Source organism: Pedobacter zeaxanthinifaciens, from assembly GCF_003313335.1.
In the GTDB taxonomy this organism is placed as follows: Bacteria; Bacteroidota; Bacteroidia; order Sphingobacteriales; family Sphingobacteriaceae; genus Pedobacter; species Pedobacter zeaxanthinifaciens.
In genome coordinates this window covers 216,165-241,015 of record NZ_QMHP01000003.1, presented here as the reverse complement: position 1 = coordinate 241,015, position 24,851 = coordinate 216,165, and the positions used below count along the sequence as shown (strand labels likewise).

General features: G+C 38.1%; 22 protein-coding genes and 3 tRNA genes. 23 read left to right on the top strand and 2 right to left on the bottom strand.

Features of this window, described 5'->3' with window-relative positions; all coding sequences use genetic code 11:
* Positions 1–54 precede the first annotated feature (54 nt).
* Complete coding sequence (locus DUT68_RS06030; protein ID WP_113636654.1) at positions 55–249, top strand: hypothetical protein; 195 nt, start codon at positions 55–57, stop codon at positions 247–249.
* A gap of 3 nt (positions 250–252) precedes the next feature.
* Positions 253–525 carry an isoleucyl-tRNA synthetase gene (locus tag DUT68_RS06025; RefSeq protein ID WP_113636651.1) on the top strand — a complete coding sequence of 91 codons (273 nt, stop codon included), beginning with the start codon at positions 253–255 and terminating at the stop codon, positions 523–525.
* A 117-nt stretch (positions 526–642) separates the two neighbouring features.
* Here DUT68_RS06025 and DUT68_RS06020 read toward each other — a convergent pair whose 3' ends face one another.
* Positions 643–3,000, bottom strand: coding sequence for an efflux RND transporter permease subunit (locus tag DUT68_RS06020; RefSeq protein WP_113636649.1), 2,358 nt, complete (start codon positions 2,998–3,000; stop codon positions 643–645).
* Positions 3,001–3,207: 207 nt separating this feature from the next.
* On the opposite strand from DUT68_RS06020, the gene recO reads away from it, so the two are divergent.
* The 5 genes from recO (at position 3,208) to DUT68_RS05995 (ending at position 5,598) form a co-directional block, all read left to right on the top strand.
* Positions 3,208–3,933 carry a DNA repair protein RecO gene (recO, locus tag DUT68_RS06015; RefSeq protein WP_113636647.1) on the top strand — a complete coding sequence of 242 codons (726 nt, stop codon included), beginning with the start codon at positions 3,208–3,210 and terminating at the stop codon, positions 3,931–3,933.
* Between the two features lie 93 nt (positions 3,934–4,026).
* A tRNA-Val gene (locus tag DUT68_RS06010) sits at positions 4,027–4,101 on the top strand.
* A 41-nt stretch (positions 4,102–4,142) separates the two neighbouring features.
* Positions 4,143–4,217, top strand: a tRNA-Val gene (locus tag DUT68_RS06005).
* Positions 4,218–4,272: 55 nt separating this feature from the next.
* Positions 4,273–4,346, top strand: a tRNA-Ser gene (locus DUT68_RS06000).
* A 196-nt stretch (positions 4,347–4,542) separates the two neighbouring features.
* Positions 4,543–5,598, top strand: coding sequence for a hypothetical protein (locus DUT68_RS05995; RefSeq protein ID WP_157960783.1), 1,056 nt, complete (start codon positions 4,543–4,545; stop codon positions 5,596–5,598).
* 50 nt (positions 5,599–5,648) lie between these two features.
* On the opposite strand, the gene DUT68_RS05990 is transcribed toward DUT68_RS05995, so the two are convergent.
* Positions 5,649–6,860 carry an MFS transporter gene (locus DUT68_RS05990; protein WP_113636643.1) on the bottom strand — a complete coding sequence of 404 codons (1,212 nt, stop codon included), beginning with the start codon at positions 6,858–6,860 and terminating at the stop codon, positions 5,649–5,651.
* A gap of 188 nt (positions 6,861–7,048) precedes the next feature.
* Here DUT68_RS05990 and DUT68_RS05985 point away from each other — a divergent pair, with 188 nt between their 5' ends.
* The 16 genes from DUT68_RS05985 to DUT68_RS05910 all read left to right on the top strand — a co-directional run bounded on the left by DUT68_RS05985 (position 7,049) and on the right by DUT68_RS05910 (position 24,839).
* Positions 7,049–8,029 (top strand): deoxyhypusine synthase family protein, encoded by a 981-nt coding sequence (locus DUT68_RS05985; protein WP_113636641.1) that lies wholly within the window; start codon positions 7,049–7,051, stop codon positions 8,027–8,029.
* 252 nt (positions 8,030–8,281) lie between these two features.
* On the top strand, positions 8,282–9,574 hold the full coding sequence (locus DUT68_RS05980; protein WP_113636639.1) for a c-type cytochrome: 1,293 nt from the start codon (positions 8,282–8,284) through the stop codon (positions 9,572–9,574).
* A 47-nt stretch (positions 9,575–9,621) separates the two neighbouring features.
* On the top strand, positions 9,622–12,675 hold the full coding sequence (locus tag DUT68_RS05975; RefSeq protein WP_113636637.1) for a TAT-variant-translocated molybdopterin oxidoreductase: 3,054 nt from the start codon (positions 9,622–9,624) through the stop codon (positions 12,673–12,675).
* Positions 12,676–12,700: 25 nt separating this feature from the next.
* Positions 12,701–14,173: an NrfD/PsrC family molybdoenzyme membrane anchor subunit gene (gene nrfD / locus DUT68_RS05970; RefSeq protein ID WP_113636635.1), complete on the top strand. Its 1,473-nt coding sequence runs from the start codon at positions 12,701–12,703 to the stop codon at positions 14,171–14,173.
* Positions 14,174–14,175: 2 nt separating this feature from the next.
* Positions 14,176–14,712 carry a DUF3341 domain-containing protein gene (locus DUT68_RS05965; RefSeq protein ID WP_113636633.1) on the top strand — a complete coding sequence of 179 codons (537 nt, stop codon included), beginning with the start codon at positions 14,176–14,178 and terminating at the stop codon, positions 14,710–14,712.
* Positions 14,705–15,292 (top strand): c-type cytochrome, encoded by a 588-nt coding sequence (locus DUT68_RS05960; protein WP_306419603.1) that lies wholly within the window; start codon positions 14,705–14,707, stop codon positions 15,290–15,292. The genes DUT68_RS05965 and DUT68_RS05960 overlap by 8 nt, the downstream gene beginning before the upstream one ends.
* A gap of 15 nt (positions 15,293–15,307) precedes the next feature.
* Positions 15,308–16,537, top strand: coding sequence for a quinol:cytochrome C oxidoreductase (locus DUT68_RS05955; RefSeq protein WP_113636629.1), 1,230 nt, complete (start codon positions 15,308–15,310; stop codon positions 16,535–16,537).
* A 61-nt stretch (positions 16,538–16,598) separates the two neighbouring features.
* A complete protein-coding gene (locus DUT68_RS05950) occupies positions 16,599–17,852 on the top strand; it encodes a cytochrome c oxidase subunit II (RefSeq protein WP_113636627.1) in 1,254 nt (417 codons plus the stop codon).
* Positions 17,853–17,873: 21 nt separating this feature from the next.
* Complete coding sequence (locus DUT68_RS05945) at positions 17,874–19,745, top strand: cytochrome c oxidase subunit I (RefSeq protein WP_198659541.1); 1,872 nt, start codon at positions 17,874–17,876, stop codon at positions 19,743–19,745.
* Positions 19,746–19,843: 98 nt separating this feature from the next.
* Complete coding sequence (locus DUT68_RS05940; RefSeq protein ID WP_113636624.1) at positions 19,844–20,905, top strand: COX15/CtaA family protein; 1,062 nt, start codon at positions 19,844–19,846, stop codon at positions 20,903–20,905.
* A 10-nt stretch (positions 20,906–20,915) separates the two neighbouring features.
* Complete coding sequence (cyoE, locus tag DUT68_RS05935) at positions 20,916–21,836, top strand: heme o synthase (protein ID WP_113636622.1); 921 nt, start codon at positions 20,916–20,918, stop codon at positions 21,834–21,836.
* Positions 21,837–21,838: 2 nt separating this feature from the next.
* Positions 21,839–22,417: a cytochrome c oxidase subunit 3 gene (locus tag DUT68_RS05930; RefSeq protein WP_113636620.1), complete on the top strand. Its 579-nt coding sequence runs from the start codon at positions 21,839–21,841 to the stop codon at positions 22,415–22,417.
* A 30-nt stretch (positions 22,418–22,447) separates the two neighbouring features.
* Entirely contained in the window at positions 22,448–23,188 is a 741-nt protein-coding gene (locus DUT68_RS05925) for a cytochrome c oxidase subunit 3 (RefSeq protein WP_113636618.1), read from the top strand.
* A 19-nt stretch (positions 23,189–23,207) separates the two neighbouring features.
* Positions 23,208–23,564 (top strand): cytochrome C oxidase subunit IV family protein, encoded by a 357-nt coding sequence (locus DUT68_RS05920; protein WP_113636616.1) that lies wholly within the window; start codon positions 23,208–23,210, stop codon positions 23,562–23,564.
* Positions 23,564–24,262, top strand: coding sequence for an SCO family protein (locus DUT68_RS05915; RefSeq protein WP_113636615.1), 699 nt, complete (start codon positions 23,564–23,566; stop codon positions 24,260–24,262). Before DUT68_RS05920 ends, DUT68_RS05915 begins: the two co-directional genes overlap by 1 nt.
* A 37-nt stretch (positions 24,263–24,299) precedes the next feature.
* Positions 24,300–24,839 (top strand): DUF420 domain-containing protein, encoded by a 540-nt coding sequence (locus DUT68_RS05910; protein WP_113636613.1) that lies wholly within the window; start codon positions 24,300–24,302, stop codon positions 24,837–24,839.
* Positions 24,840–24,851: the final 12 nt, after the last annotated feature.

The window sequence follows — 24,851 nt, the reverse complement described above, 5'->3', positions numbered from 1 at the left end:
GCAAAGTTAAGGTTTTAGAATGAATAATAGTAGTTTTGCTTTGTAAATAGTTTTATGAATAATTTAATTAAAAAAGGGCTTTGGTGTATGTTGGCGGCAGTTTTGCTCATGCCGTTGGCCTTCGTGTTTAAAAGTGTAAATGATAAATTGACGCTTGCTTTGCTTTTTTTAAGTATGGTGCTAGAACTTATTGGGCTTGTTTTTGTTATAAGAAGTATGCTTATGCAACGACGAGCTAATAAACAATAAGTTATGATTAAGAATTTAAAACTAAGGAAAGCCGTCATAGCCATAGTGTTAGGTGTAGCAGCGCTAATTGTGGCTAAGTTAATGGAGGCTTATAGGGTTACAGGACACGAGTTTGTGCTGGCCATGTCAGGTGTGCTGCTTATTTTGGGATCGCTGATATTTTTGTACCCAATTTTGTTTGCTAAAAAGGCAGATAAGGATGGTAAGCATGTGGAATTGAAACCCGCTGCGAAGGAACCTGTTGGGGGCGTAGAAGCTGAGGGAATTGCTAGCTAGCGGAATAAAATTTGTTAATATTGAAGTTTTAAAATATTAAGCTAACCAATATATTTTATGGAAAGTAATTTGAAAATCCTCTAAATCTCAAACAGATTTAGAGGATTTGTCTTTTTATTAATGATCATCCAAGTTCTCTAAGTTTTTTGCTACTTCAGCCTCAGAGATGTGTTTTCTTTTCTTGTTTTTATCTAGCCATAACATCAAGGCAGGTAGTAAGGTTAAGTTGAAAATTAATGCCACTATTAGTGTTATCGATAACAGAAATCCCAAGATCACCGTTCCACCAAAGGTAGAAGCCGTAAAAATTCCGAAGCCGAAAAATAAGATCAGGGCAATATGAGTCATACTTACTCCAGTTTCGGTAATAGTATCACTAATTACCTTACTTACGCTGTAATTGGTGAGGTTCAACTCTTGCTGATATCTGGTAAGGAAATAAATGGTTTGATCAGAGGCCAATCCAAATGCAATAGTGAAGATCAGAATAGTTGAGGGCTTAAGGGCGATACCGAAAAATCCCATCAGTCCTGCGGTGATGATTAATGGGACAATGTTAGGTAAAAGCGAGATGAACATAATGCCTATGCTCCTGAACTGCGCTAAACGTAGCAAAGAAATCAGCACGATAGCTAAGCCAATACTTTCAAATAAATGTTTTAGTAAGTAATCGGTGCCTTTGGAGAAAATGATGCTCGATCCGGTTAACGTAACATTAAATCTTTTTGGCGACAATATGGAGTCGATTCTCGGCTTCAATTCTTCCAAAACTTGATCTAGTTTTTTAGAGCCTATATCTGCCATTTGAAAACTGATACGAGCAGTTTGCTTATCCTTGTCGACAAAATTAGTAAGCATATTGCCGTTGCCCTTGCCAGAATTTGCGGCATAAATTAAGATGAAATTCTTCTCAAAATCAGTTGGCAATCTGTAAAAATTGGTGTCGCTGTTGTAGAAAACCTGAGTGGCGTATTTCAATCCTGTATTTAGCGAAATAGAACGGGAAAACTCAGGGTATGCTGAGATCATTTGTTCCATTTTGTCGATTTTATTTAGCGTGGAAACGCTTAAAATTCCGTTTTTTCGTTTAGTGTCAACGCTGATTTCCAACGGCAAAATTCCTTCAAAATTTTTCTCAAAAAACTTCAAGTCGGTTAAAATTTTGGAGCTTTTCGGAAGGTCATCAACCACATAACCATTTACGTTGATACGGTAAACGCCAACCAATGAAATTACAGTTAGTAAGATAGTGATGATATAGATGGTAGCACTTTTTTGCTGCACCAATGAATCGGTTTTAGCTAAAATACGGTCCAGTAAATTAGCTTTATGAACGCCGCTAACTTTGCTTTTAGGTGCCGGCAAATAACTAAAAATTGCAGGGATGAGGCATAAGCTCATCAACCAGGTAAACATTACGTTGAGTGCGGCAACACTGCCAAATTGCATTAACAACTCGCTGCCAGTGAAGTACAGCACACCAAAACCGATAGCAGCGGTAATGTTTGCTATTAATGTGGTAACAGAAATCCGTTCTACGGTAACCTGCCAAGCTTTATCCTTATCGCCGTGTTTTTTGAGTTCGTTGTGGTATTTGTTAAGCAGTAGAATACTATTTGGAATCCCGATGATCACAATAAGTGGAGGAATTAAGCCTGTGAGAATTGTAATCTCATAACCAAATAATACCAAGGTGCCAACACTCCAAATTACACCCATAATCACTACCAAAATAGGGAAGAATACAGCGGAGAAACTGCGGAAAAATATCACCAAAATTAGAGCTGAAACGAGGATTGATAGGCCCAAGAACAATACAAACTCATTAGAAACTAATTTGCTTGTTGCGGTTCTGATATACGGAAGGCCTGAGAGATGAATTTCTATGCCTTCACTTTTGCCAAATGCAATTGCTTTTTCCTCAATTTGCTTTAGTATTGGGTTTCTGGCGGCAGAGTTAAGTATTTTTTGATCGAAAGTAACGGCCATTAAAGTGGCATTGGTTTCGTTATTGTAAAGTAAACCCTTGTAAAATGGAAGCTGATTTAGTTTGCTTTTTAGCGAGTCCATTTCCGCTTGACTAGTAAAAGTATTGCCCGGTAGTGCTTTAACTGTAAACTTCTGATTGGTGGTGTCCTTTTGTAGCTCGAAAAATTTTCCTATCGAAAGTACTCCCTTAATGCCCTTAATTTGTTGTAGCTCATTAGAAAGTTGTGCCCACTTATTATAGGTATCTTTTTGGAAAATCTTCTCGCTTTTTAAACCAATTACTACAATGCTGCCATCTTCGCCAAACTGCTTCTTGAAAGCATTATATTTTACAAAAACTGAATCCGTTAACGGTAGTATTTTGGCGCCAGCATAAGAGAGTTTGATATTTTTAGCCTGCCATCCCATAAATATGGTAGCGGCAACAAATAAAATGATAATGAGAACGCGGTTTTTTAATATTGCATTAGATAGTTTAGACCACATATAAATCTTTAAAAAAATGTAAAGAACGCATAAAATTGACGGAATCCAAAATAGCGTAAGTTAAATGAGTGTTAATTTAGCTTTATAAACAATGATTTAACCTGATTTGTTGTTGCTAATTTATGTGTTGTTTAATTACGCTATTTAGCGTTTTGAAGGATGTTTATTTAAATTAGGTTTTGTTTATTTTTGCGATGATTTTTTGACATGCTACATAAAACCCGAGGAATTGTGTTGAAGACTACTACCTACAGCGAAAGCAGTGTGGTGGTTCAGGTATTTACGGAAAAATTCGGGATTCAATCTTATCTGATTAATGGAGTTAAAAAGCCGAAAGCTAAAATTCCGATGAATATGTTGCAGCCATTGCACTTGTTGGAAATGGTGGTCTATCATAAACAAAACATCCAAATACAACGCATTTCAGAGGCTAGGCTAATGCCTATGTTCAAGAGTATTCCATATGATGTGATTAAGAATACGATTATTCAATTTCTTAACGAAGTATTATATAAAAGTATTAGACAGCAGCATGTGGATGAGCAGTTGTTTGAGTATCTTTATAATGCAATAAGTTGGTTCGATGAAACAGATGGATTGAGTACCAACTTTCATTTGTCGTTTTTAATGAAGCTTACGCGTTTTTTGGGTTTTGCTCCTAGACCACAAACAAGGCCGGATCAAAAGTATTTTGATTTACAAGATGGTAATTTTACTTCTTTGGCGCCCATACATCCTTATTTTGCTAATGCTGAGGAAGGAAAATCCTTAATGCTGTTGTTAGAAACATCGTTTCATAAAAATAATGAAATTAAATTTTCAAATACTTACCGTAGGTTGCTGTTAGATAAAATATTGATTTACTATCAGTTGCATACAGCATCTTTTGGGCAAGTAAAGTCACATCAAATTTTAGAAGAGGTACTTTCTTAAAAAAATGAAAAAAAGAATTGTAAAGAAATAATATAACGCTATATTTGCATTCCCAAACGAAATCGGACGGTTCGTTTTAGTTTATAAAGAAATGGAAGCTTAGCTCAGCTGGTTCAGAGCACCTCGTTTACACCGAGGGGGTCGGGGGTTCGAATCCCTCAGCTTCCACATTCAATTCACAGGATAGTGAATTCAAAAGAAAACATAATGGAAGCTTAGCTCAGCTGGTTCAGAGCACCTCGTTTACACCGAGGGGGTCGGGGGTTCGAATCCCTCAGCTTCCACATAAGCCTTGTTAGTTCTACTAGCGAGGCTTTTTTGCTTTAAAGGCTTTTCGCAAAGCTTAGCTCGGCGGTTCAGTGCATTCCGATTTGACATCGGAAGGGTCGGGGGTTCGAATCCCTCGGCTTCCACACAAGCCTCGTTAGTTCTACTAGCGAGGCTTTTTGCTTTAAAGGCTATTCTATTTTAACTGATATGCTTTTGGATTGGTCTTCGCTACGTGATTATACGTAGTTCAAATCCGTGTTAAGCGGTATACGGATAGTCGGTTTCACTGTGCAATTTAGCTGAGGAAAGTTGAAGCTTTCTGATTCTAAATCCTTAAAAATGAAGAAAATCCTACTATTATCGTTATCTGCGGCATTCGCAATTAACACTAAAGCACAAACACTGGGCGAATTCAAGCCCGATGAAACCAAATACGGCTTGGGTAAAGCAAAAGATGCCAAGCGAATTTACATCTCCAACTTTGCCATCAATTACCAAATCTACAATGAAAAACAAAAGTTTAAGCAAGGCGGACGTATGTTAGGCGGCGGCTATAAAGGTGATGCGAAAGCTGAAGCCTCTGTAGGTTTAGTTGGTTTAACGGAAGCAGATGTGCAACAAATTACAGATAGGCTTTATCAAGATTTTTTATCGCAAATTAAAGCGAAAGGTCTAGAGATCGTGACTGCCGATGAGGCTGGTAAGGCAAACACTTACAGCGATTATGTGAAAATGCAAGGTGGAAAAGTAAGCTTAGCCCAATTTCCAGGCACCATGACAACTGCGCCAACCGGCTATGAGTGGTATGTTAAAAAGGTGAAAGACGATGGGAAAACTAAAAGTGGAGGGTTTTTGGGCAATGCGTCTTTTTTATATCCAAAACTTTCAAAAGATTTAAATGATGCTATTATTGCAGATGTGAACATATATGTAATGTTTGTGGAGGATAAGAATGCTTTCCAAGGCGGTGGAGCGTCAATTAAAATCAAAACTAACTTGCGCATTGCAGATAACGAAGCAATCGTAATGTCCGATAATGATTCGTTTATACGACTTAAGGGGCAAAATAGCGTCACCGCAATAAATAGTACGGTCAACTTTGCTCATGGTAAGATGGGACTAGGTGCCACTACAAGTTACATTGGGAAGCTCTCGAAGCCTTTAGAAATTGACGATGTAATTGAAGATACCAAGGTAACTAGTTTTGCTAGGGGTGGTACCGATTACGTTGGTGTTAGCAACATGTATGTCACTTATTTTAATCCGGAAGATAGAACTTCAGAAACCAACAAAGTAATAAAGGTTGACAATAAAAAATACATTGATGGCGTGTACGCAGGCGCTAAGAAATTCATCGACTACCATACTGAAGCATTTTTAAGTGCGCTGAAGTAGTCTGGTTTTTGTGTAAGCACTGGTCAAAAGCCAGTGCTTTTTTATCAGTTTTATTTGGCCTTCCTCGTAGTACTGATGTTTGGCAAAAATGCAGTAATCAATCCAATTAATGGTAGATAAGCGCAAACTTTAAAAACATGGTTAATGCTAGTTTTATCTGCCAAATTACCAATTAGTGCGGATCCTAAACCGCCCATTCCGAAAGCAAACCCGAAAAACAAGCCTGCTACCAAACCTACTTTTCCTGGGATCAGCTCCTGTGCATAAACTAAAATTGCTGAAAAGGCAGAAGCCAAAATCATCCCGATAGGAACAATTAAAACACCAGTCCAAAATAAATTGGCATGTGGCAACAATAGCGCAAAAGGAGCGGCACCCAATATCGAAACCCAAATCACATATTTACGGCCAATCTTGTCTCCAATTGGTCCGCCAAGTAAGGTGCCAGCAGCTACCGAAAACAGAAATACAAATAAATAAATCTGCGAAGTTTGTACCGATACATGGAATTTATCAATTAGGTAAAAGGTGAAGTAGCTGGTTAAACTGGCCATGTAAAAGTATTTCGAAAAAATCAACACTAATAAAATAGCAATGGCTGTAATTACTCTAGTTCTTGAGAGCTGATGTTTTTCTGTGCCGGCAGCAGTCTTTTTCAAATCCCTATTCAGGATATAACCTTTGTACCATCTGCCAACATAGCTCAGCACCATAATAGCCAATAATGCTATCACCGAAAACCAAATAACACTAAACTGTCCTTTTGGTACAATAATCCAAGCGGCTAGCAGCGGTCCAATTGAACTGCCAAAGTTGCCACCAAGTTGGAATACAGATTGTGCCAAGCCCCTTCTTCCGCCAGATGCGGCATGAGCCATTCTGGAAGCTTCAGGGTGGAATATCGAAGATCCCGTACCGACTAAGGCTACCGAAAATAATATCAAATAAAAACTGTTGGATAAGGAAAGCGTAATAAGTCCGATTAAAGTGAAGCCCATGCCAATAGCTAAGGAAAAGGGCTGCGGTTTTTTATCAGTATATAAACCTACAAATGGCTGAAATAGGGATGCTGCCATTTGAAAAGTTAAGGTGATCAATCCAATTTGCGAGAAGCTCAAATGGTATGAGGTTTTTACCAGCGGATAAATTGCCGGTATTAATGATTGTATAGTGTCGTTAAGCAAATGCGAAAAACTTAAAGCGAACAAGATGGGGAATACGGTTGCGGTTTGCTTGGTGAAATCTGTAGTTTTTTGGTCCATTTTATTAAAGAAGGTTAACACAAAAATAGTCATTTAATAATAGCTATCGCGATAAGTTTGGTGATTGTTTCGTCAATACAACTTCAGTAATTCAATCGCTTTCAAGTCCAAATCGTAAATCATTCTAGTACACACGGGGTAAAATCGTAAATCATTTGTATTTTTGCCGCGAACAAAAAGATTATACGATGAGCATTAATAGAGGACCAATCTCAAAATTTATGGAGACTAATTATCTCCATTTTAACGCTGCTGCTATGATGGATGCAGCCAAAGGTTATGAAACACACTTAGAAGAGGGTGGTAAAATGATGATTACCTTGGCTGGCGCAATGAGTACAGCTGAATTGGGCATTTCTTTAGCTGAAATGATTAGACAAGATAAAGTGGCTATCATTTCTTGCACCGGAGCTAACTTAGAGGAAGACATTATGAATCTTGTTGCTCATTCACATTATAAAAGAGTACCTAACTACCGTGATTTGAGCCCGCAGGATGAATGGGATTTGTTAGAGAACCATTACAACCGTGTAACAGATACCTGTATTCCTGAGGAGGAAGCTTTCCGTAGGTTACAAAAGCACATTCATGCCATTTGGAAAGATGCTGATGATAAAGGTGAGCGCTATTTCCCGCATGAGTACATGTACAAAATGTTATTAAGTGGCGTATTGGAGCAGTACTATGAAATTGATCCAAAAAACTCTTGGATGTTGGCCGCTGCGGAAAAGAACTTGCCGATTGTAGTGCCAGGATGGGAAGATAGTACTATGGGAAATATCTTTGCTTCGTACGTAATTAAAAATGAATTCAAAGCGTCAACCATGAAAAGCGGTATTGAATATATGGCGTGGTTGGCAGATTGGTATGTGAAAAATTCGGAAGGCAAGGGAGTAGGTTTCTTTCAAATTGGTGGCGGTATCGCAGGAGATTTTCCAATTTGCGTTGTGCCAATGCTTTACCAAGATATGGAAATGGAAAATATCCCGTTTTGGAGTTATTTCTGCCAAATTTCAGATTCAACTACTTCTTATGGTTCTTACTCGGGAGCTGTTCCTAATGAGAAGATTACATGGGGAAAACTAGATATCCATACACCAAAATTCATTGTTGAAAGCGATGCTACAATCGTTGCGCCGTTAATGTTTGCTTGGATATTAAAACAATAATTAATTTGCAAATATTATTCGTTTTTTAACTTAAACTACATCAGCGATTTTTAACCAAAATCGCTGATTTATTTAGCTACAGTGCAGAAAATACAAATAGTTTAGAATGATTATAAATTGTATTTCACTGTCATTAACATGTCATTGGTATCTTAATAAAGATTACTTTTGTCCAATATTTCTGAGCGGTAAATGTTCATTCGTCACTCAGATTAAAAATTTAATTTCAATATAAAGCATAAAATACTCATTATGAGGGATATCTCATTCGGACTTAAAAAATTTAGAAAAGCAACGTTCATTTTAGCTGCACTATCTTTTTTAACTGTAACTGTATCGAAAGCGCAAGATGTTGTTGAGGGGAAAACTTTGTTCAAGTCAAAGTGTGCTTCTTGTCACGCCTTAGATCATGATGCTACCGGTCCTGCGCTAACGCCAAAAATGAACGAGCTTGAAGAGTCGTTCTTGATTCCATGGATCAGAAACAACGTTGAGCTAAGAGCTTCTGGTAACAAGCAGGCAATCGAGGCAGCTAAGTACTCACCTTCGGAAATGACTGCGTTTCCTAACTTAACCGATGATCAAATCAAAAACATCATCGCTTATGCTAAAGTTGGAGAGCCTAAGAAACAAGCTGAAGTTGGTGCTGCACAAGCTACTGACGAAGGCGTTTCAGGTCTTTCAATTGCTGGTGTAATTGCCATCATTTTAGTAGCTATCGTTGTATTAGTAGTTTTAGGCAGAGCCATCAAAATGTTGGAGCGCTTAATTCTAGAAAAACAAGGCATCGAGGTTAACGAAGATGAAAACGTATCACTAGTTACAGGTGTTAAAGGTTTATTCAAAAACAAGAAATTTGTTTTCTTCACTGTACTTTGTTTAGTAATTGTATTAGGTTCTTTCGGCTGGATGGGCATGTGGGAAACAGGTGTTCACACTGGTTATCAGCCAACACAGCCAATCAAGTTCTCTCACGAATTACACGCTGGTATTAACCAAATCGACTGTCAGTATTGTCACACTGGTGCATTCAAATCTAAAAATTCAACCATTCCTTCTTTGAATGTTTGTATGAACTGTCACAAAAACGTACAAGCTAGAACAGAAGATGGTGCAATTTCTCCAGAAATTCAAAAAATATACAATGCTTTAGGTTACAACCCTGATACGCAGACTTACGATAAAACTAAAGAGAAGCCAATTGAGTGGGTTCGTGTTCACAACTTACCTGATTTCGCTTACTTCAACCACTCACAGCACGTAGTTGTTGGCGAGCAGGCTATCCGTAAACAAGCAGGTATCAACCCTAAAGATCCAGTTTGTTTTGCTTGTCACGGTCCAGTTAACACAATGGAAGAAGTTTATCAATATTCTCCATTAACCATGAAATGGTGTATCAACTGTCACCGCGAAGCGGATATCTCTAACAAGAAAAACGATGCGTTTTATGCTAACGTAATTGCTGCCCATGAGAAAATCAAAAAAGGCGAGAAAATTACACCAGCATTGTTAGGTGGTTTAGAGTGTGGTAAATGCCACTATTAATAAATAGAGTTTTTTAAGAACGTTCGATAAACAGTAATATAGCTTAAATGGAAAGCAACAAAAAATACTGGAAAGGTTTAGAGGAGTTGAATCAAACTCCGGAATTCGTTGAGAATAATAAAAGCGAATTTGCTGAACCGCTTCCAATAGAAGATGTTTTAAGTGAAGCAGGTTTAAGTACCGTTACCCCACGCCGCGACTTTTTAAAGGCGTTAGGCTTTGGTTTGGGAGCAGTTACTTTGGCAGCTTGTCAAAAAGCACCAGTACACAAATCGATTCCTTATTTGGTTAGACCAGAAGAGGTAGTTCCTGGTATTCCTAACTACTACGTTTCTACTTTTAAAGGAAACAGTGTGTTGGTAAAAACAGTAGTGGGTCGTCCAATCAAAATTGAGGCTAACCCTAATGCTGGTATCTTTAATCAAGGTACAGATGCACAAGCGCAAGCTTCAGTGTTGGATTTGTATGATGTTTCTAAACTAAAAAATCCTTTACAGAAGAAACAAAATGTATTAGAGGAAACTACTTGGGCTGATTTGGACAAATTCGTTAAAGGCGAGTTGAACAAAGTACAGGCTTCGGGTAAAAAAATTCGCGTTGTAGCTAGCAGTTTAAATAGCCCATCGGCTAAAGCTGTTGTTGCTGATTTTACTGCGAAATATCCTACAGCAAAATTAGTACAGTATGATCCAGTTTCTTACACTGGTATTTTAAAAGCTAACGAAAATAGCTTTGGTAAAGCTGTACTTCCAAAATACAACTTTGATAAGGCAGACTTAATTGTAAGTTTTGCAGCAGATTTCCTTGGTACATGGATCAGTGGTGAAGAGTTCACCTCTCAATATGTAACTAACAGAAATCACAAGTCATTGGAAAAAGGCAAAATGTCTCGCCACTTCCAGTTTGAGGCTGGTATGAGTTTAACAGGTACTAACGCTGATACTCGTATTGCACTTAAACTTTCGGAAGAAGGTCCAGCGTTAATTGCCCTATATAATGCCATTACAGGCGCTAGCCTTGCGGGTGCTGGTTTGCCAGATAATACTACCGCTGATAAAGCAATTAAGTTAGTAGCTAAAGAATTAGTACAAAATAAAGGTAAAGCTTTAGTTGTTGCAGGTTCTAACGATGTTTCAGTTCAAACATTGGTAAACGCTATTAACGTAGCTATTGGTAGCTACGGAACTACTATTGATTTAGACAACGCTTGCAAACGTTACGAAGGTAATGATGCAGAGTTTGCTTTGTTAGTAGATGAAATGAACAAAGGCGAAGTAGGTGCCGTTTTCTTCATGAACTCAAATCCTGCTTATGATGCTATCAACGCAAAATCTTTCACTGATGGATTGGCTAAAGTAGCGTTAAAAGTTTCTTTCTCAGATAGAGAAGATGAAACCGCTGAACTTTGTGATGCTGTTGCCATTACACCAAACTATTTAGAAGCTTGGGGTGATGCAAACACTTACGAAGGATATTATTCTATCGTTCAGCCAACCATCAATCCAGTATTTAACTCTCGTCAGGCAGAGCAAAGTTTATTGGTTTGGGCTGATGCACCAGTACAAGATTACTATCAATATGTACGTAACTACTGGGAAAAAAATATTCTTCCAGCAGCAGGAAAAACTTGGAAAGATGTATTACAAACTGGCGTAATAGCTTCGGCACCTAAAGCCGCTGGTACTTACGGATTCAGCTTGTCATTAGATGCAGTTGCAGCAGCTATCGTAGCTAGCAGCAAGGCATTGAAAAAAGATATCGAACTTCAAATTTTTGAAACTATCCCAATGCGTGATGGTAAGCAGGCTAATAATGCATTTTTGCAAGAGTTGCCTGATCCAGTAACCAAAGTAACTTGGGATAACTATGTAGCTTTAAATCCTAAACAAGCGGAAAAATTAGGTTACAAAGAGTTTGAAGTAGTAAGCATTAAAGGTGCAAACGGATACTCAATTGATTTACCAGTATTGTTCCAGCCAGGCCAAGCAATGGGTACTGCTTCAGTAGCCTTAGGTTATGGTCGTGTAAAAGCAGGTAAGGCAGGTAACAACGTAGGTAAAAATGCTTATCCTTTCTTAAGCTACACTAATGGTACTTTAAAATATGCTACTACAGCAACGTTAAGCTCAACTGGCTCAACTGAAGTTTTAGCACAAACTCAAACCCACTATTCTTTTGAGGGTAGAAATATTGTAAGAGAAGCTTCTTTCAAATCTTTCTTAAAAGATCCTATGGCGGGTTCGGGTAACCACCACAAACACAAAGTTTACGATTTGTGGACTACCGATAAACACGAGATGTTAGGTAACAACTGGGTAATGGCAATCGATTTGAATGCTTGTACAGGTTGTGGATCTTGTGTAGTTGCTTGTAACGTAGAAAATAATATCCCAGTAGTAGGTAAAGATGAGGTTCGTCGTCGTCGTGAAATGCACTGGTTACGTATCGATCGTTACTACAGCTTCAACGATGTTGAACATGGATCGGTAACTAAAGAGAAAGAAATAGCTCATTTAGATAACCTAGAAAATGTTTCAGTAGTACACCAACCAATGTTGTGTCAGCACTGTGATCACGCACCTTGCGAAACAGTATGTCCGGTATTGGCAACAGTACACTCATCAGATGGTTTAAACCACATGGCTTACAACCGTTGCGTAGGTACTCGTTACTGTGCTAACAACTGTCCTTACAAAGTACGTCGTTTCAACTGGTTCAACTACTGGAATGATTCACGTTTCGATAACTACTTGAACAACGAGTTCACGCAGTTAGTATTAAATCCAGATGTTACTACACGTTCACGTGGTGTAATGGAGAAATGCTCTATGTGTATCCAACGTATTCAAGCTGGTAAATTAACAGCTAAATTGGAGAAACGTCCATTGAAAGATGGCGATATCAAAATGGCTTGTCAGCAAGCTTGTTCAGCTAACGCGATTATCTTCGGTGATAAAAACGATCCGAACTCGGAAGTTTCTAAAGCACTACGTAGCGAGCGTACTTACTACGTATTGGAAGAAATCAACGTTGAGCCAGGCATTGGTTACATGACAAAAATTAGAAACATAGATTCAGAAACAAAAGAAGCACACGCATAAGCTGCTACTTACAGCAATATAGAATATGGCAGGACATAACGAATCAATTTTAAGAGAACCCTTAATTACCGGAAAGGACATCACGTATGCCCAAATTACGGAAGAGATCTTATCTCCGGTAGAAAATAAACCTAACAAGGCTTGGTGGATTGGATTTATCCTTGCACTTTGCGGCGCTACCCTATGGATTGTTTCTGTAGGCTACACGTTCTGGTTTGGTATCGGTTCTTGGGGTTTAAATAAAACAGTAGGTTGGGCTTGGGATATCACCGGTTTCGTATGGTGGGTAGGTATTGGTCACGCTGGAACACTAATTTCGGCAGTATTATTACTTTTCCGTCAAAACTGGCGTAACTCCATCAACCGTTCGGCAGAGGCGATGACCATTTTCGCCGTTATTTGTGCCGCTACGTACGTAGTATCACACATGGGTCGTCCTTGGTTGGCATATTGGGTACTTCCGTTGCCAAACCAATTCGGTTCACTTTGGGTAAACTTTAACTCTCCACTAGTGTGGGATATGTTTGCGATCTCTACTTACTTCTCGGTATCATTATTATTCTGGTACACAGGTTTATTGCCAGATATCGCGACTATTAGAGATAGAGCAACAGGAATGCGTAAAAAGATTTACACTATTTTCTCATTCGGTTGGACAGGTAGCGTAAAAACTTGGCAACGTTTTGAGGCGGTGTCGTTAATCTTAGCTGGTATCTCAACACCTCTTGTACTTTCGGTACACACCATCGTATCCATGGACTTTGCTACATCGGTAATTCCTGGATGGCATACCACAATCTTCCCTCCATACTTTGTGGCAGGTGCGATTTTCTCAGGTTTTGCGATGGTATTAACCTTATTATTGGTTGTACGTAAAGTATTAGGTTTAGAAAACTATATCACCATGTTCCACATTGAGTCGATGAACAAAATCATCATCTTAACTGGTTCAATTGTAGGTGTGGCTTATTTAACAGAGTTATTCATCGCTTGGTACTCAGGTTCTCAATATGAGCTTTACGCTTTCCAAAATCGTATTGCTGGTCCATTTGCTTGGGCATATTGGTTAATGATGACGTGTAACGTAATTTCTCCACAGTTGTTATGGTTCAAAAAAATCCGTACCAACATTGCAGCAACTTGGGTATTATCTATCGTAGTGAACATCGGTATGTGGTTTGAGCGTTTCGTAATCATTGTAACTTCATTACACCGTGATTACCTGCCATCAAGCTGGACTATGTTCTCTCCAACTTGGGTTGATGTGGGCGTGTTTGTAGGTTCAATAGGAGTGTTCTTTACTTTGTTCCTATTGTTCTTAAGAGTATTACCTTCTATTGCTATTGCAGAGGTTAAAATGATTTTGAAGAGCTCAAGTGAGCAATCTAAAATGAAATTGATCAAAGAAGGTAACTTAGATAAAGAGCAAGTACAAGAGTATGTTGCATCTTTAGAGAAATTTGATAGTGTTAAACAAGAAGAATACGCAAAAATATAACAATGAGTAATATCAAATATATTTTAGGCAGCTTTGGCGATCCTGATGAGATGCTAACCGGCATCAAGAAATTGCAGGAAAATAACATCTCTATTTACGATGTTTATACACCAATGCCTATACACGGTATCGAAGCAAAATTGGGCGTTAAAAGATCTAGATTAGATATTGCCGCTTTCTTTTTCGGAATTACAGGTACAATTACCATGCTTACTGGAGTTTATTTGGCTACAGTAGTTGATTGGCCAGTAAATATTGGAGGTAAAACGCACTTTGCATTTCCAGACTTTGTGCCAATTACTTTCGAGTTAACTATCCTGTTCTGTGCCTTCGGCTTAGTAGGTTCTTACTACGCATCAACCCACTTGTTTCCGGGTAGAGCGCCAAGAGTAATGGATTTACGTGCTACAGATGATCGTTTTGTAATTGCTATCGACGCAAAACAAAATGCTGAACATGATAAAATTGATGAACTTTTAAAAAGTGCTGGTGCTCTAGAAGTAAAGCATAATGAAAGGAAGTATGTTAGCTATGAATAAGAGTAAAATTGTTTTGGGAGCATTTGGCTTGCTAGCTTCTGTAGCAATGTTCTCAGCTTGTAAAGACAACAAAAGCACTGGCTTGGAATATGCTAGAAACATGTATGATCCTATCGCTTACAACCAAGATCAGCCAAATAAAAACTTTGCGAACGGAGCTACTTCGCAAACGCCACCGCCAAATACTACACCGGTAGACTTTGTAAGATACGACTATCCTAACACGAAAGAAGGATATGAGGCATCTGCAGCATTGGTAAACCCTTTGGCCTTAACAGAAAAAAACTTACTTGAAGGTAAGCATTTTTATACCGTGTTCTGTTCTCCTTGCCACGGCGAGAAAGGTGATGGACAAGGTCATATCGTGAAGTTGGATAAAGGTATCTCTGGTGTACCTGCATACCATGGCGCTGATGCAATTTCATCACGCGGTGGATTAATGAAAGATATGCCTGCGGGAAAAATTTATCACACCATCATGTATGGTTTGAATGCAATGGGATCTCATGCTTCACAACTTAGCCCAACTGAAAGATGGAAAGTAGTGATGTATGTTCAACAATTACAAAAAATACAATAAGAAAAGCAGATATAAATGGGAACTCATCATTATAATTTAAGTGAACAATTTGAGTTTACTGGGAAAGTAAAAAGCCTGAGTATTGCTGGTATCGTTGTTGGTATTGCAGCAATTGCTTACGGACTTATGGGAGATCATGTTAGTCATGAGCGAACTTTTGCCAATCTATTGTTAATGGGCTACTACTTCGCATGTGTTTGTATGTCTGCCACTTTCTTTTTGGCAATACAATTCGTGGCACAGGCAGGATGGTCGGCATCTATTTTACGTGTACCTCAAGCAATGGCAAAAAACTTACCATTGGCAGCATTGCTGTTAATTGTGATTACTGGTTTAGGTTTATATACTCATAACCTTTATCACCACTGGCATGCAGAAGGTTTAACTGATAAAGGCAGTGAAAACTATGATGCCATTATTGCAGGTAAGTCGGCATTTTTGAACGTACCATTCTTCATGATCAGACAGTTCGTGTTCATGGGATCGTATGCAATTTTTGCTCACTTTGTAACCAAATGGTCGTATAACGAAGATTTAAGTGGAGGTTTAACTTCTTACAATAAGAGCTTCAAATACTCTTGTATTTTCTTAGTAATCTACGGATTTACAACACCAATTTTCGCTTTCGACAATATCATGTCGCTAGAGGCGCACTGGTTCTCTACAATGTTTGGTTGGTATAACTTCGCTTCAATGTGGGTAAGTACTTTAGCAATTATCGCTATCATCATCATCCTATTGAGAAAAGCGGGTTACATGAGTTGGGTAAATAACAGCCACCTACATAACTTAGGTCAGTTTATCTTTGGTTTCTCTATCTTCTGGACTTACGTTTGGTTTGCACAGTTCTTATTGATCTATTATGCAAACATGTCAGAAGAGACAGTATATTTCTACAAGAGATTTAACAGTTACGAATTCTGGTTCTACTTAAATATTGTACTTAACTTCTTGTCTCCGCTATTATTGTTAATGGATCGTGATAACAAGAGAAGTGAAAACATTCTATTAACGGTAGCTATCATTGTAGTTTGTGGTCATTGGGTAGATTACTATCAAATGATTATGCCAGGCGTTTTCGAATATGGCCCTAAAGATGGTAGCGGTTTTGGAATTTTGGAAATTGGTATTGCAGCGGGTTTTGTTGGCTTGTTCGTATTCACGGTGTTAAGTGCTTTGAGTAAGAAACCAATGGTAGCTAAAAACCATCCGTTTTTACAAGAGAGTTTAAATCATCACCTGTAGTTAAATACGAGGTTGCAATAACAAATAATATAAAACAGTACATAGTACTACTTTTAAAGAAATGAGTTTAAGAAAGTTAATAGTTAATAAAACAATGGCAGCGCTAGCGGTATTATTTACCGTGTTTTACAGCGGTACTGCTTTTGCTCAAGATGCAGCTGCTACTGCAACTACTAAGCCTGTAGATATGGGCAAGGTACATCAAAGTGCATTATTTTATGTATTGTTGTTCTTGCTGCTATGTTTATTCATTGCTATTGTAGGTAAGGCTTTACGTGTTTACGAATTAACTCGCGAAACACAAGGTAAGCCAGAGGGCATTAATTGGAATACTGTAAACGCCGTTATTTTTGCGCTGTTTTTAGTAGTAGGTTTATATGGTGTTTATTGGGAATATTCGGTACATGGTACTATGATATCTCACATGCACGAATCCGCTTCGGAGCACGGTCACCGTATTGATGAGATGTTCAAGTTAACCTTGATCATTACTACCATTGTATTTGTGCTTACGCATATTATCCTATTTGCGTTTGCTTACGTATACAGAGCGTCTGATAAAAGAAAAGCATATTACTACCCACACAATAATACTATTGAGAAAATTTGGACTATCGTTCCAGCTTTAGTGTTAACCTTGTTGGTATTAAAAGGCTTTTTAACTTGGAGATCAATTTTCTATAAAGTTGAAGATCCTAAAAACAGACCAATTAGCATTGAAGTGACTTCTTCTCAGTTCGTTTGGGATATTCGTTATCCAGGACCAGATGCAGTGGTTGGTAAAAAGAACTACAAGTTGATTACTGCTATTAATGGTTTAGGTGTTGATTTCAATGATAAAAACTCTTTAGACGATTTAATTGCAGACGAAATTGTACTTCCTGTTAATAAGCCAGTACGTTTTATCTTAACTAGTAAAGATGTAATCCACAGTTTTTACATGCCTCATTTTAGAGTGCAGTTAAATACTGTTCCAGGTATGACTTCGTATTTTGAGTTTACTCCAACCATCACTACTGATGAGATGAGAACTAAACTTAATGATCCTAAGTTCAATTACCTTTTATTGTGTGCTAAAATTTGTGGTGCTAACCACTATAACATGCAAAAAAATGTAAGGGTTGTTAGCGAGCAAGAGTATAAAGAATGGTTAACTAAACAAACGCCATACTTAACTAACGATTTGAGAAAGGTATTCAAACTGCCAATTCCAGTGGAGGCAGCTCCTGCAGCAGCAGAAGCTCCAGCTGACAGTACTGCAACAGCAGCTACGGCAGCGGTGAATACCAACAACCAATTAGCTTTAAAAAAATAATAATACTGGAAAAACCTTATTATGTCAACAATATCATTACACGATACACACCACGACGATCATGGACATGGCCATCACCATGAAACGTTCTTAACTAAATACGTGTTTAGTCAAGATCATAAAATGATTGCCAAGCAGTTTTTGATAACTGGTATAGTTATGGCAGTTATTGCGATGGCTTTATCAATCCTTTTCAGGTTGCAATTAGCTTGGCCTGACAAGTCTTTTCCATTGTTAGAGTCTTTTTTAGGCAAATGGGCTGAAGGTGGTAGAATTAAGCCAGACTTTTATTTGGCTTTAGTTACAATACACGGTACCATCATGGTATTCTTTGTATTAACAGCTGGTTTAAGTGGTACTTTTAGTAACCTTTTAATTCCATTACAACTTGGTGCTAGAGATATGGCATCTCCATTCCTTAACATGTTATCTTATTGGTTTTTCTTTATAGCATGTGTGGTAATGATGGGATCTTTCTTTACCCAAACTGGCCCTGCAAGTGGCGGTTGGACAGTATATCCTCCATTGTCAGCAGTTCCAAAAGCAATGCCAGGTTCTGGTATTGGTATGACGCTTTGGTTAATCAGTATGGTGCTTTTCGTTGCTTCATCTTTAATGGGTGGTATCAACTATGTAAGTACTGTATTAAATATGCGTACTAAAGGGATGGATCTTTGGAAAATGCCTTTAACTATTTGGGCATTCTTCTTAACTGCTATTTTGGGTATCTTATCTTTCCCAGTATTGGTAGCAGGTGTTGTTCTTTTAGTATTTGATAGAAGTTTCGGTACAAGTTTTTACTTGTCAGATATGGTATTCGGTACTGAAATTATGCCAAATGAAGGTGGTTCTCCAATTTTATGGCAACACTTATTCTGGTTCTTGGGTCACCCTGAGGTTTACATCGTAATTATGCCAGCTTTGGGTATCTCTTCTGAAATTATTTCAGTTAACTCAAGAAAACCAATTTTCGGTTACCATGCAATGGTTTACTCTTTAATGGGTATCACCATCTTATCGTTCATCGTTTGGGGTCACCACATGTTTGTTACCGGTATGAACCCATTACTAGGTGGTGTGTTTATGATCACCACGTTGATTATTGCGGTACCATCAGCAGTAAAAACATTTAACTACTTGGCAACGCTTTGGAGAGGTAATATCAGGTTTACACCAGCAATGCTTTTCGCTATCGGTTTGGTATCGTTCTTCATCTCGGGTGGTTTAACCGGTATCTTTTTAGGTAATGCATCTTTAGATATTAACTTACACGATACTTATTTTGTAGTAGCTCACTTCCACTTGGTAATGGGTTCTGCAGCAATTTTCGGTATGTTGGCTGGTGTTTATCACTGGTTCCCTAAAATGTTCGGAAGAATGATGAACGCCAAGTTAGCTTATCTGCACTTTTGGGTAACTTTCATCTGTGCATATTTGGTTTTCTTCCCTCTTCACTTCTTAGGTTTAGATGGTGTACCACGTCGTTACTATGCATTCACTGAGTTTGAATTCATGAACAAGTGGTTAACTGTAAACGTATTTGTTACTTGGTCGGCAATTATTGCTGCCTTGGCTCAGATTGCATTTTTGTTTAACTTCTTCTATTCTATCTTTAGAGGTAAAAAAGCTCCTCAAAATCCTTGGGAAGCGAATACTTTAGAGTGGACTACACCAGTTGAACACATCCATGGTAACTGGCCAGGAGAAATCCCAACTGTTTACCGTTGGCCTTATGATTATAGCAAGCCAGGAGCGGCTGAGGATTTTATCCCTCAAACAGTTCCTTTCTCACAAACGATGAACTCTAACTTGCCTCATGATTTTGAAGGTAATGAGGAAGCTGAGCGTATTCAATTAGAATGGGAAAAAACAAATAAGCCAGCGCAAAACTAAGCACTGAGCGAACTTTGTCGAATAATATGTAATAAGGTATCTGCGAAGTGTTTAAACATTTAACAGGTACCTTATTTTTATAAATCTATCATTAATCAATGATTACCAAATCTGAAAATAGATTTATTAGAATTAACCTAATTACTATCATTGTTACTTTGGTAGTGATTTTAGCCGGAGGTATTGTTCGCAGTACAGGTTCAGGTATGGGATGTCCAGACTGGCCGAAGTGTTTCGATCAGTACGTACCTCCAACATCTGCCAGTCAATTACCCGCTAACTACGAGCAGAAGTACATTGAAAGCAGAAAAAAGAAAAATGAACGATTTGCTAAATACTTGGAAAGTATGGGCAAACATCAGCTGGCGGATAGCTTAAGGCATGATAAAACTATTTTAGTTCACGAAGAGTTTAATGCAGCAAAAACTTGGACAGAATATGTCAATCGATTAGCGGGTGCTATTCTCGGGATTTTTCTGTTGCTGTTGGCAGTATTTTCCTTTACTTACCGAAAGTCTGCAACAAGAATTACCGTGTTAAGCTGGTTGAACATTTTAGTGGTGGCTTATCAAGCTTGGTTGGGTTCTATTGTAGTATCTACTAATTTAACCCAATGGGTAGTTACTGTCCACATGCTATTGGCATTGGTGATTTTAGGCATAGCAATCTATACATACAATTACGCCAAGGAGCTGCATAAAGAGCCTAGCGTTATTATGTACCGTATTTTGTGGCTCAAAGGATTTTTGTTCTTTACCATATTGATATCAATAGTTCAAATTATTTTAGGAACCGAGGTTAGAGAAGCCGTTGACGTGGTAGCTAAAGCACTACAATACAATGGAAGGGCAACCTGGATCAGTAAACTCGGCTCAGTTTTTTCTTACCATAGGGATTTAGCTGTTTTAGTAAGCGCTTGTAATTTTATCGTTTACAAAATGGTAATTGATCGATTCAGTGGTAAAGCTTGGCCTTTAATAACGGCCAATTATTTAATGGTGGTACTCGGCGTACAGTTGGTATCGGGCTTGTTGCTCTCCTACTTTGGCTTGCCACCTTATGCACAAGCTATACACATTACGTTTTCAACAATGATGTTTAGCTTGCAATATTATTTGTATCTATTGGTTTATAGGACTAGGACTTATAAATCAGCTTAAATATTTTAAATTGAAACAGTTTTTTTCAGATTTTTCTAAACTTATCAAATTCCGACTCACTTTTCTAGTGGTGTTTTCGGCGTCCGTTACTTTTTTAATGGCGCAAAAAATACAAATCTCTAGAGATATGATTGATGGAATTAACTGGACAAACTGGTTGATATTGATTATTGGAGGATTTTTGGTGACGGGTGCAGCCAACTGTTTTAATGAAATTATTGAGGTAGATTTGGATAAGCTGATGTCGAGAACTAAGGATAGGCCAATGCCTGCAGGTAGAATGACGACCGGTCAGGGTTTGGTTTCAGGTTTACTGATGGGCGTTATTGGTACGTGGCTGTTGGGTAAATTAAACTTAGAAACAGGTTTGTTATCTGTGTTTTCAATCCTGTTGTACGCCTTTGCTTATACGCCGTTAAAAAGGAAATCCCCAATTGCGGTATTTGTTGGAGCTATCCCTGGTGCATTGCCACCACTGATTGGTTATTTTGCAGGCTTAGGACATGATGGTATTGAGTTTATTTTACCGAAAGATAGTCCGCAAATTGACCTTCAAATAGCGTTGATTTTATTTTTGATCCAATTTGTATGGCAGTTCCCGCACTTCTGGTCAATAGCTTGGGTATTGGATGAAGATTACAGCAAAGCTGGATTTAGGTTATTGCCAACTAAAAAGAAAGACAAAACGAGCGCAGTTTTTACTTTCGTAAGTACATTGATATTGATTCCGGTGAGTTTATTGCCAAATTTTTATGGTTTTGGCGGTTATTACATTGCTGCCGCTTCGGTAATTTTGGGACTGATATTTAGCTGGTATGCCTATCAGCTTGTGGTTAAAATGGACTTGCCGAGTGCTAGGAAAGTAATGTTTTGTTCGTTTTTTTATATTCCATTAGTGCAATTGATTTTATTGTTTGATTTAGTAGTATAAAGATGGTGAGTACAATACAACAAGAAAATGCCTCAATTAATTTCAAACCTAAAAAGTTTGTGGTTTGGTTATTTGTGGTTTCATCTACCATTATGTTTGGTGGTTGGACAAGTTATTATTTAGTTTTTGCAGCATCTAAAGGCAAGGGACATGGATTAGTGTTGCCACAAGTTTTCACTTATAGTACCATCGTATTATTAGCGAGTAGTGTAGCTTTGTTTTTAGCAGCTAGAGCATTAAAACGTGAAGAGCGTGGAATTCAACAATTTTTTCTTTGGGTTACCTTAGCGCTTGGAGTTACGTTTGGTGTGCTACAGTTTCAAGGTTGGTCAAGCATGATTTCAACCGGAGCCGTAATGGTGAACAACAATGCTGCAATCTCCTTAATTTACGTGGTTTCGGGCTTTCACTTGCTGCATATTTTGGCAGGTTTGTGCTTGGTAATCAGTAGTTTAATAGGTAGCTACAGAGAGGTGCCGCAAGATGTAGCGGTATATCGTCAGGATATTACTTCAATATTTTGGCATTTTATAGATATATTATGGATATATCTGTATGTTTTTTTACTTTTGAACAGTTAATTTTTTAACAACTATACAATAAATTTATAAATGGATTCATTATCGAAATTAGACCAAGTTAAAACCACACCATGGGCTGGTGGCCGTGAACCATGGTCAGTAGAGTACGGTAAAATAATGATGTGGTTTTTCTTGTTATCAGATGCCTTTACATTTTCATCATTATTGGTTTATTACGGAGCTCAAAGATTCAGTAAGTTTACATGGCCGGATCCGGATTTGGTTTTCCAATCTATCCCTGGTTTTGCAGATCACGGTTATCCTTTGGTTTTCGTGGGTATAATGACTTTTATATTAATCATGAGTTCGGTAACAATGGTACTAGCCGTTGAAGCAGGACACAGGAGAGCTAAAAAAGAGGTAATTGGCTGGATGATTGCTACCATTATTGGTGGTTTTATGTTCTTGGGCTGTCAAGCTATTGAGTGGACTCACTTGCACCACGAAGGTTTCTGGTGGGGAGCTAACCCGGCTTCGAAAGTAGCTGGCGAAGGCCAAAGTGCCATAAACGCAGCATTGCAACCATTTTTCGATGGCGAAGTATCTTTCGTTTCGGCACAGCAATTTGCTAACTTATTCTTTACCATCACTGGTTTCCACGGTTTTCACGTATTTAGTGGTGTGGTAATTAACATCATCATTTTATGTATGGTAATTAACGGTACTTTCGAGAGACGCGGTAGCTATTTAATGGTAGAAAAAGTTGGATTGTACTGGCACTTTGTGGATTTAGTTTGGGTATTTGTATTTACCTTCTTCTATTTGGTTTAATTCGTAAAAAGATAATATTATGTCACAACATCATACACACACTGCAGATGAGCATGGCCACGAAGAGCATGCTTCAATGACAAAAGGAAAAATCTGGCAGGTTTTCTTCATCCTGTTAGCCATCACTGTAATTGAGTTTATCATTGCACTTTGGGCTATTCCAGGTGGTCACATGTCACAATCGGTTGGAAACTACGTTTATATTTTCCTTACCTTATTAAAAGCATTTTACATTGTAGCTTATTTCATGCACCTTAAGTATGAAAAATTGGGGCTTCAGCTTTCCCTAACGGTTACATTTGTTTTTATCATTTATTTTATCGTATTGATGTTAATAGAAGGTGGTTACCTTCACCTGCACATGCCTAAAGTATAATGAAATACAACCCAATAAAAAAGGTATTAATCCTGGTCACCATTTTAGCGGTACCAGGATTTTTGTATTATTTGCTACAAGATCAGGGCAAAAATCGGTATAAACCTCTGCCTATTTTTGGTCCAAAACAAGTAGCAAATACGTTTCATAGTAAACGAGGTAAACAAATACCTGACACCATCTATCATGCCGTTGCGGATTTCAAGTTAGTCAACCAAGTTGGTGATTCCATCTCCTTAAAAGATTGGAAAAATAAAATTGTAGTACTGAATTTGATGGATGGCAAAGCCGATGCAAGCAGTACCAATGCCATATTCAACGAGTATAAAGATTTCAAAGCTTATCAAAAAAATGATATAGTACGTTTTGCTAGCATCAGCATTGATCCTACTGATGTGCTTGATTCTATAAAAAACCTTGCAGCAACGCTGAAAGCGAAACCACACAAGTGGGATATTCTTTTAGGGGATAGCGCTTCCATTTTTAAATTGGTAAGAAAAGATTTATTGCTGGACGTAGTGGAAGTTAAGCAGCCGGAACGCAAAATGATTTACAGCAGGAAAATTGTTTTGTTGGATAGCCAACATCGAATTAGAGGATTTTATGATGCTACACAAGAAGAAGCACTTTCAAAGCTTGACGACGAAATTAAAGTACTCATTGCGGAGGAATTAAGAAATGTTAGAGACGGCAGGTAGCTGAGTAATCTATCTGATAGGAAATAAGTAAACAGTAATGGAAAATACAATTGAGAAAAAATACAATAAGTGGATTGTGATCCTTTCGGTTGCTATCCCTTTGGCAGTGGCCATATTATTTGGTGTAAAGCTTAAGGATTTTGGTTTTGATGTAGAACCGCTTAGCTTTTTGCCGCCAATTTATGCTACAATTAATGGCATCACAGCAGTGGTTTTGGTAACGGCGGTTTGGGCTATTAAAAATGGCAAACAAAAACTCCACGAAAATTTGATGAAATTTGCAATTGTACTGTCTGTACTTTTCTTAGGGATGTATGTAGCTTACCATATGACAGCAGACTCGACCAAATTTGGAGGTGTGGGTGCAATTAAGTTGATATATTATTTTATTCTCATTACACATATTCTACTTTCCGTGATTATTATTCCATTTGTGCTAATTACCTATGTTAGGGCTTTAGCTGGTAGCTTTGAGCGGCACAAGAAAATTGCCAGAGTAGCCTATCCACTATGGTTATATGTGGCTGTTACGGGTGTAATTGTGTATTTGATGATTTCTCCGTATTACAACTACTAGAACGGAATTAGC